The sequence below is a fragment of the Kitasatospora sp. NPDC001261 genome (assembly GCF_042896795.1).
In the GTDB taxonomy this organism is placed as follows: domain Bacteria; phylum Actinomycetota; class Actinomycetes; order Streptomycetales; family Streptomycetaceae; genus Kitasatospora.
This window is the reverse complement of record NZ_JBIAXP010000012.1, coordinates 90,764-104,929: the sequence shown is the minus strand read 5'-3', so window position 1 is coordinate 104,929 and position 14,166 is coordinate 90,764. Positions and strand designations below refer to the sequence as shown.

The following is a 14,166-nucleotide window of genomic DNA, read 5'->3' as shown; positions in this document are numbered from 1 at the left end:
GGCTCCGGGAGAGCGTGTGGACGCTGGCGGAGTGCCAGCAGTTGTGACGCCTCCGCGCACGATTCCAAGGAAGGACCCCGATGACAGGTTCGATGACCGGCGCGGCGGCCGACTGGTTCCGCAGCTACCGGGCGACGCCCTCCCCGGCCCTGCGCCTGGTGTGCTTCCCGCACGCAGGCGGGGCGCCGACGTCCTACCGGACCTGGGCACGGGCCGTTCCCGACGATGTCGAGGTGCTGGCCACCTGCTACCCCGGCCGGCAGGACCGGTTCGCCGATCCGTTCGCGGCCTCGCTGCCCGAACTGGCCGATGACATCGTGGCCGCCCTCGTCCCGCTGCTCGACACGCCGATCGCGCTCTTCGGGCACAGCATGGGCGCCTACGTCGCCCACGAGGTCGCCCTGCGGCTCCAGGAACGGCACGGGGTCCAGCCGGTGCGGCTGTTCGTCTCCGGCGCCGAGGCACCGCACCTGGCCACGCCCCCCGGCCGGGCCGAGGACGACGAGGCCTTCGTCCGCGAGCTCCGGCAGCTGGGCAGCGGCTCGATGGGCGAGATCGAGGACGCAGCGCTGCTGGAGCTGGTCCTGCCGAGCATCCGGGCCGACTACCGGCTGCTGGACGCCTACCACCCCGCGTCCGGCACCCGGACCGGCTGCCCGCTCGTGGCGTACGTCGGCGACAGCGACGAGGACTGCGAGGTCGACAAGGCCCGCGCCTGGTCGCAGACCACGGCGTCCGCGTTCGAGTTCCGGGTCTTCCCCGGCGGCCACTTCTACCTGGAGGCGCACGAGCAGGAGCTCCTCGGCCACATCACCGGCCACCTCCGCAGCGACCTCCGGCTCAGGCAGGCCCTCGCCGGTCTCAGCCGTACCTGATCACCCGGAGCCACAGATCCCATGACCGAAAGGAAGAGCGGCGCCATGCACGAGCACCTGGTGAGCCGACTGGAAGCACACAGCCGCACGATCCCCGACAAGACCGCCGTGGCCTTCGTCCGGGTCGTCGACGGGGAGCCCGTCGAGGAGACGCTGACCTACGCCGAACTCGACCGGGAGGCGCGCAGGATCGCCTCGTGGCTGGCCGGACGCTGCACGGTCGGCGAGCGGGTGATGCTGCTCTACGGCACCGGCCTGGAGTTCGTGAAGGTCCTGATGGGCTGCATGTACGCGGGCGTGGTCGCCGTGCCGGCGCCGGTCCCGGGCAGCCAGCGGGGCCATGACGCCCGCTCGGTCGGCATCGTGCGCGACACCGACGTCCGGCTGATCCTCACCGACACGCCGAACGCCGGCGTCGTCAGCGCCTTCGTGGCGGACTCCGGCCTCACCGGGGTCGACGCCGTCGTCACCGACACCCTGGAACTCGCCGAGGCGCCCGGATGGCGGGTGCCGCAGCTCGGCCCGGACACCCTGGTCATCCTCCAGTACACCTCCGGCTCGACCAGCACCCCCAAGGGCGTCATGGTCACCCACGGGTCGCTCTTCCACAACCTGCAGCTGATCGAGCGGGCCTTCGGCCTGGACTCCGGCTGCCTGGTCGCCAGCTGGCTGCCGCAGCACCACGACATGGGGCTCATGGGCAAGGTGCTGGAGCCGCTCTACCTCGGCACCACGACCTACCTGATGGCGCCGATGGACTTCCTGCGCCGTCCCTACCTCTGGCTGGACCTGGTCTCCCGCAAGAGGATCCACACCACCGTCGCGCCCAACTTCGCCTACGACCTGTGCGTGCGCCGGATCACCGACCAGCAGGTCGCCACCCTGGACCTGTCCCACCTGCGCAACGCGGGCAACGGCTCGGAGCCCATCAGCGCCGCGACGCTGCACCGCTTCGCCGAGAAGTTCGCCCCGGCCGGCTTCAGCCTCGACGTCTTCAACCCCTGCTACGGCATGGCCGAGACCACGCTGCTGGTCACCGGCACGCCGCCCGGCCGCCGCCCGGCGATCACCTCCGTGGACGGCGACGCGCTCGCCCACAAGGTGCTGCGCCCGCTCCCCGGTGACCTGGAGGCCCCCAAGCTGGTGAGCAGCGGCCAGATCCACGGGCTCGACGTGCGGATCGTCGACCCGGAGACCAGGACCACGCTGCCGGACGGCCGCGCCGGCGAGATCTGGGTCCGGGGCCGGAGCGTCACGGCCGGGTACTGGAACAACCCGGAGGAGACCGAGCGCACCTTCCGCGCGATGACCGCCGAGGGCGAGCGGGGCTTCCTGCGCACCGGCGACATCGGGATCATCCACGACGGCGAGCTGTACGTCACCGGCCGCACCAAGGAGGTGCTGGTCATCAACGGCCGCAACCTCTACCCGCACGACCTGGAGCGCGAACTGCAGACCGTGCACGCCTCGTTCCAGGGCCTGGTCGCCAGCGTCTGCTCGGTCCCCGCCGACGGCGAGGAGATCGTCGTCATCCAGGAGTACCGGCCCAACCCGGCCAACCCGGTCGAGCTGCCCGAACTGGCGCGCCGCGTGCGCGGCGAGCTCGCCGAGGCGGCCGGCGTGAAGGTGTCGAACGTGGTGTTCCTGCGCCCCGGCCAGGTGCACCGCACGACCAGCGGCAAGATCCAGCGGCGGCTGATGCGCGAGAAGTTCATGACCGGCGCCCTGGAGCCGCTGTACGAGGACCTCAACACCGCGACCAGGAAGCGCTACCGCACGCCCGAGACGGCGGCCGCCGCGACCGGGGGCACGGGGGAGACGCCGTGACCTCCACCCCGTACCCCGCCGTCCTGGACTTCGACCGCGCCCTGGGCGACCCGGACGACGCGGGCCGGCTCTTCTCCTACGCCCGTTGCGGCGCACTCGACGACCGCGAGGAGTTCCCGGTCGAGATCTGCCGCGAGCTGGACTTCCTGGGCCTGCCCGGCCACTACGTCCCCGCGCGGTACGGCGGCTCGCTGCACCGCTACGACGAGGTGCTCCAGCTCATGCGCGCCGTCGCCCGGCGCGACCTGACGGTGGCCATCGCGCACGGCAAGACCTTCCTGGGCGCGGTGTCCGTCTGGGTCGGCGGCAGCGAGGAGCAGGCCCGCGAGCTCGGCCGGCTGGTGGCCGACGGCACCGTCGTGTCCTGGGGCCTGACGGAGCGCGACCACGGCAGCGACCTGCTCGCCGGGGAGGTGGCCGCCCACCGGGAACCGGACGGCGGTTACCGCCTCACCGGCGAGAAGTGGCTGATCAACAACGCCAACCGGGGCCGGCGGATCTGCGTCCTGGCCCGCACCGGCGAGCAGGGCGGCGCCCGCGCCTACAGCCTGCTCATGGTCGACAAGCAGAGCCTCCCCGGCGGCACCTACCGGCCGCTGCCGGCGGTGAAGCTGCACGGCATCCGCAGCGCCGACATCAGTGGCGTCGCGTTCACCGACGCCCCCGTACCGGCCGCCGCCCTGATCGGCGCCGAAGGCGGGGGCGCGGAGATCGTCCTGAAGAGCCTCCAGCTGACCCGCACCCTGTGCGCCGCCCTGTCGCTCGGGGCGGCGGACCAGGCGCTCGGACTCGCCACCGGGTACGCCCTGGAGCGCCACGCCTACGGCAGCCGCCTGATCGACCTGCCGCAGACCAGGCACCTGATCGCCGCGTCGTACGCCGACGTGCTCCTCGCCGAGGCCACCACCCTGGTGGCCGGACGGGCCATCCACGCCCTCACCGGGGAGCTGGCGGTGGTCTCGGCCGTCACCAAGTACTTCGTCCCCACCCTCGTCGACCAGGTCGTCTCCCGCCTGTCGACGGTGCTGGGCGCCCGCTCCCTGCTGGTGGGCGACACCTTCGAACACGGGCGCTTCCAGAAGGTGCAGCGCGACCACCGCATCGTGTCCATCTTCGACGGCAACACCGTGGTGAACCTCCACTCGCTGGTCAACCAGTTCCCGCAGCTGGCCCGCCAGGCCCGCCGCGGCGAGGTGGACCGGGCCGGCGTCGAGACGGCGGCCACCCTGACCGCCGAGCTGCCGGACTTCGACCGCGATCGGCTCTCCCTGCTGCCCCGCCCCGGCGGCAGCATCGTGCAATCCCTCTCCGACGGCGTGGCGGAGCTGGCCGAACTGGCCCGCCAGGGCGTGGTCCCCGCCTCGCTGGCCCGCAACGCGGAGGCGATCGCCGCCGTGGCCGACGAGGTCGCCGCCGCCATGGCGGCCCACCGCCCGGTGGCGACCGACGTCCCGGTGGCCGCCTTCTCCCTGGCCGAGCGGTACGCCCGCTGCTTCGCCGCCTCGGCGGCGATCCGGCTGTGGCTGCGCAACCACGCGACGGCCGGCGCCGGCCACCCGCTCTGGCAGGACGGCCTGTGGCTGGAGGCCGTGCTGGTCAGGCTGCTGGACCAGCTGCTCCCCGGCCGGCCGGACACCGACGGCGACGTCCTGGAGCGCCTGGTGCCGGTCCTGATCGAGCAGCAGGGCCGGGGCGACCTGCCGTCCCTGCTGACCCACCCGCTCGTGAAAGGCCGCTCATGACCACGGCACCCGCGGCACCCCCCGCGTCGCCCTTCACCGACCTCGGCACCCCGGCCGCACTGGAATCGCGGTTGGGCGACCCCACCGACCCCGGCAACCCGCTGGGCTTCGCCGCCCTCCTGAACGCGGACGAGCGCGGCGACCTGCTGTCCGCGGGCGAGCGGGTGCTGGACGCCTACGGCCTCGGCGCGGAGTTCGTCCCGGCGGCGCTCGGCGGCCGGCTCGGGCAGGCCGACCACCTGGCCAGGGTGCTGCGCCCGCTGTTCCGGCGCGACGTCGCGCTGGCGCTCGGCCACGGCGCGAGCAACCTGGTCGGCTCCGTGAACGTCTGGTCCTCGGGCAGTGACAAGCAGCGCCGCTGGCTGGCGGACGTGCTGCTGCGCAACGGCCGGGTCGCCGCCGGGTACACCGACATGTCCACCGGCAACGACGTCTCCCGCACCGCCTTCAGTGCCCGGGTGGAGCGCGACTCGCTCGTCCTCAACGGCCGCAAGGAGATCATCAACAACCTCGCCAGGGCCGAGGCCGTCACCCTGCTGGCCCGCACCCGGGAGGAGGCCGGCAGCCGCAGCCACTCCATGGTGCTGGTCGACATGGCGAGCGTCCCGCGCGACCGGCTGCGCTTCCTGCCGCGCTACCGGACCAGCGGGGTGCGCGCCCTGTACCTCGGCGGCCTGGAGTTCCAGGACTGCCCGGTGCCCGTGACCGCGGTCGCCGGCGGGTTCGGGGAGGCCATGGAGACCATCCTGCGGGCCTTCCAGGTCACCCGGGCGGTGCTGCCCGCGGCCGCGGTCGGCACGGTCGACCAGCAGCTGCGGACGGTGATGGACTTCGCGGTCCAGCGGCGCCTGTACGGACGGGCCGTCTCCGAACTGCCGCACGCCCGCTCCCTGCTGGCCGGCGCGTGGCTCGACCTGCTCGTCGCCGACAGCCTCGCCACCACGGTCTGCCGCGCCCTGCACGTGCTCCCCGGCCAGACCAGCGTCTACGCGGCGGCCGTGAAGTACCTGGTGCCGACGCTGATGCGCGAGGCGGTCGACGCCATGGCCGTCGTGCTGGGCGCGCGCTCCTTCCTGCGCGAGGGCGAGCACGGCGTCTTCCAGAAGCACCTGCGCGACCTCCCGGTGGCCTCGCTCGTCCACGCCGGCGGAACGGTCTGCCAGGCGACGATGATCCCCCAGCTGCCGCGGATGGCACGCGGCGGCTGGCTGAGCGACGGCGGCGCGCCGGCCGAGCTGTTCACCATGGACCGGGCCCTGCCGGAGCTGGACGCGGAACGGCTGAGCGTCATGGCGGGTCGTGAGGACCCGCTGATGGCGGCACTGCCGCAGGTGGCCGCCGAGCTGGCCGGGGACCGGGTGCTCGGCCCGCTGTGCGCCTCGCTGGTGGGAGAGCTGCGCCGGCTGAAGGAGCGGTTCGGCGAACTGGCCCCCCGGGACCGCACCCCGGTGGCCAGTGCGGGCACCTTCGTGCTGGCCGAGCGCTACGCGGTGCTGCTCGCGGCCGCCGCCTGCCTCGGCGTGTGGCGCCACAACGCGGACAACCCGGACCCGTTCCTGCGCGACACGGCCTGGCTCGCCGCCGCGCTGGGCCGGCTGGCCGGCCGGCTCGGCTGCGGACCGGAGACGGACGGCGTACCGGAGCCCGTCTTCGCCGAGCTCGCCCGCCGCCACGAGACCCGCCGCGGCTTCGACCTCACAGGCCGCCGACTGGCCTGACCCGAGCACCGGCCGGACGCCACCGGCCGCTCCACGTCCACGCGCAGACCCTCCGCGCATATCGGCTTTTTCATCCCAGAAGGGAGCCGGTGATGTCGACCTGTCATCAGCTTTCCCACGCCCAAGAGGCGCTGTGGTTCCTCTACGAACTCGACCCCGAGGGCAGCTCCTACAACACCGGCGTCGCCGTACGGGTGCTGTCCCCCATCGAACTGCCCGCACTCCGGGAGGCCGTCGCCGCCGCCGTCGCCCGGCACGAACTCGTCCACTCGCTGTTCGACAGGGTCGACGGGGTGCCCGTCAGCACCCCCCAGGCCCACGAACCCTTCGCCCTGCTGGTCGAGGACCTGGGCCCGGTCGGCGACGACGAACTGCGCACCGCCGTCCGCCGGGCGCTCAACGAGCCGTACCACCTGCGCGACCGCGGCGCCTTCCGCTTCGTCCTGCTGCGCCGATCCGAGACCGACGCGGTCCTGCTGATCGGCGGCCACCACATCGCCTCCGACGCCGTCTCGGACCTCGTCCTGCTGCGCGACATCCTCGCGGGCTACCAGCAGGCCGTCGCCGGCGAGGAGGCCGCGCCCGCCCCGGTCGCCTACACCCACGACACGTACGTCGCCGCCGAGCAGCGCCTGCTCTCCTCCCCGCGCGGTGCCCGCGCCGAGGCGTTCTGGCACGGTGTGATCGAGGGGGCGCAGCCCGCGCAGATCCCCACCGACCGCCCCCGCACAGCCGGGCCCACGCCCGTCGGCGCCACCCACCACCTGGAGCTCGACGCCGGTCAGGTCGAGGCACTGCGCACGGCCGCCCGTGCCTGCGGCGTGACCCTCTTCTCCTTCCTGCTGGGCGCCTTCCAGGGCCTGCTCCACCGCTACACCCGGCAGAACGACTTCCTCATCGGCTGCCCCACCACCACCCGGCTCTCCCCGCCGATGCGCGACGTCGTCGGCAACTACATCAACACCCTGGTCTTCCGCGGCAGCTTCGCCCCCGGAGCCACCTTCCGCGACGCCGCGACGACGGTCGACGGCCAGGTCCGCCAAGGCCTCGCCGCCGTCGGCTACCCCTTCGCGCGGCTCACCCGCACGGCCAACCGCCCGCGCACCAGCGCCGGCTCCTCGCTCTGCCAGATCACCTTCAACCTGATCGGTGTCGCCAAGCCCGACCCGCTGATGAAGCTGCTGCTGGACGGCGAGGGCGAGCACAACACCATCGAGCACCACGGCCTGACCATCAGCCCGTTCGAACTGCCCCAGGCCGAGGGCCAGCTCGACCTCGCGGTGAACGTCCGCCAGAGCAGCGACTGCCTGACGCTCGACTTCCGCTACAACGCCGTGCTCTTCGACCTGTCGACCATCGAGCGCTTCGCCTCCTACTACGTGCGCGCCCTGGACACCGCCGCCGCCGACCCGGACCAGGTCATCTCCCGGCTGCGTCTGGTCCAGGCCCCGGCGCCCTCCCGCCCGTCGGACCAGGAGGCCGTCCGTGTCTGAGCCGTCGGGGTCCGGCCTGCCGCTCCCGGACGGGGTCAGCCAGCGCACGCTGCGGGCCGGCGGGCGCAGCGTCCGGATCGCCGAGGCCGGTCAGGGCCCGCTCGTCGTCCTGCTGCACGGCTTCCCCGAACTCGCGTACTCCTGGCGACACCAGCTCGCCGGCCTGGCGGCGGCCGGGTTCCACGCGGTCGCCCCGGACATGCGCGGCTACGGCGGCAGCGACAGCCCCGAGGACGCGGCCCGGTACACGATCCACCACCTGGTGGGCGACGCGGTCGCGCTGATCGACGCGCTGGGCGAGGGCCCGGCGGTGCTGGCCGGCCACGACTGGGGCTCCCAGGTGGCCTGGCACACCGCCCTGATGCGCCCGGATCGGGTCAGGGGCGTGGCCGGCCTCAGCATTCCCTACCGGCCGCGCTCGCCGCTCAACCCGCTGCCCGCGATCCGGCGGGGTATCGGCGCGGGCCACTACATGCTGTACTTCCAGACGCCCGGCGTTGCCGAGGCGGAGCTGGAGCGCGACGTGGCCGCGTCCTTCCGCCGCCTGCTGAACGGCACCTCGGGATCGGCCCCCTACCGGGCGCCCGTCGTGCCGGACGGCGGCGGCCTGCTGGACCTCTACCCCGAGCCCGCCGTACTGCCCGGCTGGCTCAGTGAGGACGAACTCTCCGTCTACACGGCCGAGTTCACCAGGACGGGCTTCACCGGAGGGCTGAACTGGTACCGCAACCTCGACGCGAACTGGGATCTGACCGCCCCGTACCAGAAGGCGGCCGTCCAGGTGCCCGCCCTCTACCTGGCCGGTGAGGAGGACTTCGTGATCAAGGGCGCGGACCCCGCCCGGCTGGAGTCCGAACTGCGGCAGTGGGTCCCCGACCTGCGCGAGATGCTCCTGCTCCCCGGCTGCGGCCACTGGATCCAGCAGGAACGCCCGGAGGAGGTCACGGCCGCCCTCGTCGCCTTCGCCCGGTCGCTGAGCTGACCGACCAGCCCCACCCCTTCCTTCGTTCCGTCCCCTTTCCGTTACCACTTCAGATGTCGAGGAGACACACCGATGACCACTGCCGCGATGACCACCGAGATCCAGCAGGCGCCGATCGCCGAGTGGCTGAGGGAGAAGGTCGCCTTCTACCTCGAGGAGCCGGTCGACTCCATCCGGACCGACACCAAGCTGGCCGAGTACGGCCTCGACTCCCTCCACGGCCTCACCCTGTGCGGCGAGATCGAGGACGAGTTCGGCATCGAGGTCGCACCGACCCTGGTCTGGGACTACCCGACCGTCGATGCCCTCTCCGGCCTGCTCGCGGAGATGCTCGCGGAGCACGGCAACCGGACCGCCTGACCCCCCGTGGCCGGACCGCGCGGGCGACCACGCGGTCCGGCCGACTGCCCGAGGCCGCCGACCGGCTCCCCCCGCACCAACAGAAAAGGAGTGAACCAGTTGCTGGTGATGACTCGCACAGCCGAGCCGGCGGAGACCGCCCGCCCCGGTGAACCGGCCGAACCGAGCACGTACACACGGCTCATCGACCTCCTCGACCGGTCCGGGTGCCGTTACCGGATGATCCACCACGCGGCGGAAGGCCGTACGGACGTGGCCAGCGTCCTGCGCGGCCACCCCCTGCAACAGGCCGCCAAGTGCCTGGTCCTGCAGGTCAGGACACCCGGCCGGGGCACACGCCACGCCCTCGCCGTCGTCCCCGGCGACCTGCGGGTCGACGTGGACGCCGTCCGGGACCTGCTGGGCGGCACGCGCGCCGGATTCGCCTCCCTGGAACGGGCCGAGCGCCTCACCGGATGCCGGAGCGGATCCATCGTGCCGTTCGCGTTCCACCCCGACCTGGAACTGATCGTCGACCCGGAACTCCTCGAAAGCCCGCGGCTCTATTTCAACGCGGCCCGCCTGGACCGCTCCGTGGCCCTGGACACCGGCGACTACTTCGACCTGGCACGTCCACGAGTAGAACCGGTGGCCGAACGCCCCGCCTGAAATTCCCGGCAGGCCCGGAAGTAGAAGAAAAATATAGCCGCGGTGGCGACAGTGGTCCTCGGTGCTGCCCAGGGCGTCCCGGTTCCTGGTTGATCACACGAGGAGAGACGACAATGCCATCAATCCCGGCCCCGGGCACACGGATCGCTGCCATGGGGCACTACCTGCCCGGCACCGTCCTGACCAGCGAGGCGGTCGCCGAACGGCTGACCGTCGACGCGGAGTGGATCCTGACCCGCACCGGGATCAGCGAACGCCGCATCGCCGCCCCGGACGAGACGGTCGCGGACATGGCCGTCGCGGCCGCCCACGACGCCCTGGCCAACCTCGCCCGGGACCGGGACGGCCTCGACTCCGCCTCCGACATCGACACGGTGATCGTGGCGACCGCCAGCGCGGAGTCGACCATGCCGGCCGTCGCCGCCCGGGTCGCCGGACGGCTCGGCCTGGCCGCGCCCGCCGCGTTCGACGTCAACAGCGCCTGCGCCGGCTTCTGCCACGCGCTGGCCGTGGCGGACTCCCTGATCAGGTCGGGCACCAGCCGGGGCGCCCTGGTGATCGGCGCGGACAAGGCCAGCTCCTGGCTGGACTGGTCCGACCGGGACACCGCCGTGCTCTTCGCCGACGGCGCGGGCGCGGCGGTGGTCCTGCCGCACCACCGCCGCGCCATCGGCCCGGTGGTGTGGGGCAGCGTCGGCGAGCACGCCGACCGGATCGTCATCGACCCCGACACCCGCGTCCTGCGCCAGGACGGCCGCGCCGTCTACCGCTGGGCGACGAGCCTGGGCCCCATCGCCGCCCGGATCTGCGCGGACGCCGGCATCCGGCCCGCCGACCTGGCCGGCTTCGTGCCCCACCAGGCCAACCTGCGCATCATCCGGGCCCTGGCCAACCACCTCGACCTGTCCGGCGTGCCCGTCGCCACCGACGTGGCGACCACCGGGAACACCATGGCCGCGACCGTCCCGATCGCCCTGTCCCGCATGATCAACCGCGGCGACATCGACACCGGCGGCGACGTCCTGCTCTTCGGCTTCGGAGCCGGCCTCACCTACGCCGGACAGATCGTCCACCTCGACCCCGTCCCCGCGGTCATCCCCGTCCCCGTGGCCAAGCCCGTTCCCGCGGTCAAGCCCGTCCCCGCCTTCAACCCCGTCGCCGCGGCCAGCCCCGTCGCCCAGGCCCTCACCGCCTGGATCACCTCCGCGATTCCCCAGCCCGTTTTCTGACCCCCATTTTCCACTCCGCCTTTCCCCTGGCCAGGGGAAAGGCGGAGTGAATGCGGGGTGTATAGGAGCGGCATAGCGCCGCTCGGAATTCTGGACCGCATGACCAGATACAAGCGGCATTTCCTCGTCGCCGTCACGGCGGCCGTATCGACGTTCCTGCTCCTCACCTCGGCGACGCCGTCATCGGCCGCGACCCAGGCCACCACCCCGTGCGGCTACTCCGAAGCCGCCGGCCACTCCTACTGGAACAACTGCGGCACCACCAGCGCCTACATCGTCGTGGGTTACCGCTCCGTCCCGGACACCGGCATGTGCATGGCCCCGGGCGTCACCGAGATCCTCGCGCTCGACCAGATCGTCTTCGCCACGTACCAGCGTGCCTGCTGACGGACCGCCCAGCAGACGGTGCGCCGCCCACGTCCGCCCACCCGTGGACGTGAGCGGCGCGCCGGTCGGTCGACCACGCGGTCTCCCCCTCGGGGCTTTCGGTGCCGTCAGCGGCACCAGCGAGTGCCGAAGACCGCACAGACGTCGGCGGACCGGGTGCGGACGCCGGACTGCCTGCCGAACGTGAGGCTGTTGTCGACGTAGTGCTCACAGCCGGCGGTGTCCAGGGCCGTGATCAGTTCCTCGCGGAGCACAGTGGCCTCGAACGACCCCGATTCAGGCACTGTCGGACCCGCCAGGGAACGGCTTCTCCTTCTTCACGTCGTGACGCGTATGCAGGCTCTGAACGCCCCAGCGCGCCCCGAGCCGGGATTCGTGGAACGTGCCGTTGCCGAGCATCGCGAACAGGACGTTGGCCCGGCGTCTGGCCAGGCAGAGGAGGGCCTGGCGGTGGTGGCGGCGTCCAAGGTCACCGTGCCACATGGCGTCGGAGCCGTTCGGCACCCTCACGGACACGTCGTGATTCAACGGAAGTGGGCTTCGCAGTGCCGGCCTCGACCCGCAGACCGTTCAACCCGGTGTGCGAAGACCTTCCCGTAGTGCCTCGGCTCGGCGGTCACTGTACGGAGCCAGGAGTACTTCGGCCTCAGCCCGGGCAGCCAGTGCCCGCTTGCTGTGTCCGCTTCGTTCCAGTGCATGGGCCAGGTGGCTCAGGACTGTGGCAACGATGACGGGGTTCGCGTGTTCGCGGGCGAGTGCCGCTGCTGACAGATGGAAGTCGGCGGCTTCACCGGCGCGGCCCAGATGTTGTAGGGCCTGTCCGATTCCGTCGTAGATCAGCGCCTCTATACGCCTGTTGCCCATGGTCAGGGTGAGATCCACGCACTGCCGGTAGATGTTCAGTGCCTGCTCGCTCTCGCCACGTGCCAGAGCCAGTGCTGCCTGTTCATGGAGGACGCCGTACTCCAGTGCATGGAAGACCAGTCCGTCGGCGACGATTGCGGCTGCCGCATTCAGGTGCTCCTCAGCGTGTGCGAACCGCCCCATTTCCCGGAGGGCACCGGCAAGGCAGAGCGACAAGTCGCCGTGCATCCGCAACTCGAGGTCGGCCTGGCGGCAGATTTCCAGGGCTTGCCGTGCCAGGTCGGCTGCTTTCCTGGGCTGTCCCAGTTCGCGGTAGGCGCTGGCCAGGTTGTTCAGCGCGACGGCGCTCCACCCCTGGTGCTTCTGTTCGCGGGCCAGGGCGAGGGTCAGCTCGAGGTACTCCACGGCTGTGCTCAGCTCGCGCAGCTCCAGGTGGATCCGGCCCAGACTGTTGGCCGCTTCGAGTGTGCCGAGTTGCTCGCCGAGTTGCCGGTGGAGGTCGAAGGCGGCGCGGAAGCAGTCGGCGGCCGGCCCCAGTCTGTTGTGCTTCCGAAGGGCGTAGCCCATGATCTGCCGCATAGCCGCTTCGGCGCAACGGTCGCTTGAGCGTCGCGCTGCTGCGAGCCCGAGTCGAGCGGTTTCGAGTTCGTCGTCCACGGCGCTGTTCGCGTCATGTAGCGGATCCAGTGTTGTGGGAAGTTGCCAGGTGATCTCGTCGAGACCAGCGGCAGCCGTGGCCCGTACGAGAGCCAGCAAATTGGTCCGCTCTGTGAGGTACCAGTCCACCGCCTCTGCGTAACCGGTAAAGGTGAGGGGCTCGACTGTGGGCTCGGCAGGCCCTGAGATCTGTGAGGGGTGGAGGCGCTGCACGGTGCGGACGGCGGCGTCGGCTGTGTACAGGTACCACTGGGAGACGCGGGTCAGGGCTGCACGCTGTTGCTCGCGGCTCTCTTCCTGGCGGGCCTGGTCGGCGGCGTAGGCACGCAGCAGGTCGTGGAACTGATAGCGGGCGGAGCCCGTCTGCTCCAGGAGGTGCGCGCCAGCCAGTAGATCGAGGTGATGCCGGATCTGACGGTGTGTGTGGCCGGTGAGGGCGGCGGCTGTGGCGGTGCCGAACTCAGGTCCGGGGTGCAGGCCCAGGAGGCGAAAGACGCGCGCGGATGGTGCGGGCAGGGTGCGGTAGGACCAGGCGAAGACGGAGCGCACCGCATCGGCTTCCGAGTCGTCGCCGGTGGTCAGGACGTTCCAGAGAGAGGAACCCTCTCGTAGGTCGGCGATCAGGTCGGTCAGGGGCATGTGGGGGCGGGCGGCGGCGCGTTCGGCGGCGATCCGCATGGCCAGCGGCAGCCGGGCGCACAACCGGGCGAGTTCGGCCAGCTGTTCGGGCTCGTCCCGGTGGCGGTACTCGGAGGTGGCGGTGGTGAGCAGGTCGACGGCTTCGGGTTCCGTGAGCAGGCCAAGGGTGAGGCGGTGTGCACCGTCGCGGGCGGAAAGACCGGACAAGCGTCCGCGGCTGGTGGCCACCACCAGACAGCCGGCGTTGCCGGGCAACAGCGGACGGACCTGTTCCACGGTGGAGGCGTTGTCGAGTACCACCAGTACCCGGCGCTCCGCGAGCAGTGAGCGGTACAGTTCCGTCCGTTCCTCCTGACGCCTGGGGACCGCGTTCGGTGCGATGCCCAGGGCGTGCAGGAAGCGCTCCAGTGCTGCCTCGGGGGCCACCGGCGGGCCCGGGTCATAACCGCGCAGGTTGACGAACAACTGCCCGTCGGGGAACCGGTGGCGCACCCGGTGGGCGAAGCGCACCGCGAGCGAGGTCTTGCCCGCCCCGGCGGTTCCTGCAACCACCACCAGCCGCGTACCCGCGCCCGGCGCGGTGGCCTCCAGTGCTTCCAGACGCTCAAGCTCGGTCGCGCGACCCACGAAGCCGGGCGCCTCGCCGGGGAGCTGACGCGGCACCGGCCATTCATGCTGTTGGCGAGGCCAGGCGCCCGGCGCCGGGGGCGCGGTGTGGTAGTAAACGACCTGCTGGGCGTGGCCG

The 14,166-nt window shown here is 72.0% G+C and carries 11 protein-coding genes and 1 pseudogene; 10 read left to right on the top strand and 2 right to left on the bottom strand.

Going from position 1 to position 14,166, the window contains the following annotated elements:
- Window positions 1-80: 80 nt before the first annotated feature.
- The 10 genes and pseudogenes from ACFY4B_RS17830 (at window position 81) to ACFY4B_RS17785 (ending at window position 11,261) form a co-directional block, all read left to right on the top strand.
- Window positions 81-875: a thioesterase II family protein gene (locus ACFY4B_RS17830; RefSeq protein WP_387736517.1), complete on the top strand. Its 795-nt coding sequence runs from the start codon at window positions 81-83 to the stop codon at window positions 873-875.
- Window positions 876-896: 21 nt separating this feature from the next.
- Complete coding sequence (locus ACFY4B_RS17825) at window positions 897-2,702, top strand: fatty acyl-AMP ligase (protein ID WP_375877647.1); 1,806 nt, start codon at window positions 897-899, stop codon at window positions 2,700-2,702.
- Window positions 2,699-4,444: an acyl-CoA dehydrogenase family protein gene (locus ACFY4B_RS17820; RefSeq protein WP_380663843.1), complete on the top strand. Its 1,746-nt coding sequence runs from the start codon at window positions 2,699-2,701 to the stop codon at window positions 4,442-4,444. The genes ACFY4B_RS17825 and ACFY4B_RS17820 overlap by 4 nt, the downstream gene beginning before the upstream one ends.
- Window positions 4,441-6,162, top strand: a complete 1,722-nt coding sequence (locus ACFY4B_RS17815) for an acyl-CoA dehydrogenase (RefSeq protein WP_380663841.1) — start codon at window positions 4,441-4,443, stop codon at window positions 6,160-6,162. The genes ACFY4B_RS17820 and ACFY4B_RS17815 overlap by 4 nt, the downstream gene beginning before the upstream one ends.
- Before the next feature lie 92 nt (window positions 6,163-6,254).
- Entirely contained in the window at window positions 6,255-7,655 is a 1,401-nt protein-coding gene (locus ACFY4B_RS17810; RefSeq protein ID WP_387968646.1) for a condensation domain-containing protein, read from the top strand.
- Complete coding sequence (locus tag ACFY4B_RS17805) at window positions 7,648-8,637, top strand: alpha/beta fold hydrolase (RefSeq protein ID WP_387968644.1); 990 nt, start codon at window positions 7,648-7,650, stop codon at window positions 8,635-8,637. The genes ACFY4B_RS17810 and ACFY4B_RS17805 overlap by 8 nt, the downstream gene beginning before the upstream one ends.
- Window positions 8,638-8,709: 72 nt before the next feature.
- Window positions 8,710-8,997 (top strand): acyl carrier protein, encoded by a 288-nt coding sequence (locus ACFY4B_RS17800; RefSeq protein WP_375877652.1) that lies wholly within the window; start codon window positions 8,710-8,712, stop codon window positions 8,995-8,997.
- Between the two features lie 108 nt (window positions 8,998-9,105).
- The gene (locus tag ACFY4B_RS17795) at window positions 9,106-9,645 is read left to right on the top strand and encodes a YbaK/EbsC family protein (RefSeq protein WP_387968798.1); all 540 of its coding nucleotides are present in this window, start codon (window positions 9,106-9,108) and stop codon (window positions 9,643-9,645) included.
- Between the two features lie 113 nt (window positions 9,646-9,758).
- Window positions 9,759-10,715, top strand: a pseudogene (locus tag ACFY4B_RS17790) (beta-ketoacyl-ACP synthase 3); the annotation flags it as partial.
- A 258-nt stretch (window positions 10,716-10,973) separates the two neighbouring features.
- Complete coding sequence (locus ACFY4B_RS17785) at window positions 10,974-11,261, top strand: DUF6355 family natural product biosynthesis protein (RefSeq protein ID WP_387968642.1); 288 nt, start codon at window positions 10,974-10,976, stop codon at window positions 11,259-11,261.
- A 276-nt stretch (window positions 11,262-11,537) separates the two neighbouring features.
- On the opposite strand, the gene ACFY4B_RS17780 is transcribed toward ACFY4B_RS17785, so the two are convergent.
- The gene (locus tag ACFY4B_RS17780; RefSeq protein ID WP_387968801.1) at window positions 11,538-11,777 is read right to left on the bottom strand and encodes a hypothetical protein; all 240 of its coding nucleotides are present in this window, start codon (window positions 11,775-11,777) and stop codon (window positions 11,538-11,540) included.
- Window positions 11,778-11,831: 54 nt separating this feature from the next.
- Complete coding sequence (locus ACFY4B_RS17775; protein WP_387968640.1) at window positions 11,832-14,084, bottom strand: ATP-binding protein; 2,253 nt, start codon at window positions 14,082-14,084, stop codon at window positions 11,832-11,834.
- Window positions 14,085-14,166: the final 82 nt, after the last annotated feature.

Excerpts from the sequence above, each read along its gene's own strand:
- ACFY4B_RS17830 (WP_387736517.1), top strand. The coding sequence starts at position 81 with ATGACAGGTTCGATGACCGGCGCGGCGGCCGACTGGTTCCGCAGCTAC.
- ACFY4B_RS17825 (WP_375877647.1), top strand. The coding sequence starts at position 897 with ATGACCGAAAGGAAGAGCGGCGCCATGCACGAGCACCTGGTGAGCCGA.
- ACFY4B_RS17815 (WP_380663841.1), top strand. The coding sequence starts at position 4,441 with ATGACCACGGCACCCGCGGCACCCCCCGCGTCGCCCTTCACCGACCTC.
- ACFY4B_RS17810 (WP_387968646.1), top strand. The coding sequence starts at position 6,255 with ATGTCGACCTGTCATCAGCTTTCCCACGCCCAAGAGGCGCTGTGGTTC.
- ACFY4B_RS17800 (WP_375877652.1), top strand. The coding sequence starts at position 8,710 with ATGACCACTGCCGCGATGACCACCGAGATCCAGCAGGCGCCGATCGCC.
- ACFY4B_RS17795 (WP_387968798.1), top strand. The coding sequence starts at position 9,106 with ATGACTCGCACAGCCGAGCCGGCGGAGACCGCCCGCCCCGGTGAACCG.
- ACFY4B_RS17785 (WP_387968642.1), top strand. The coding sequence starts at position 10,974 with ATGACCAGATACAAGCGGCATTTCCTCGTCGCCGTCACGGCGGCCGTA.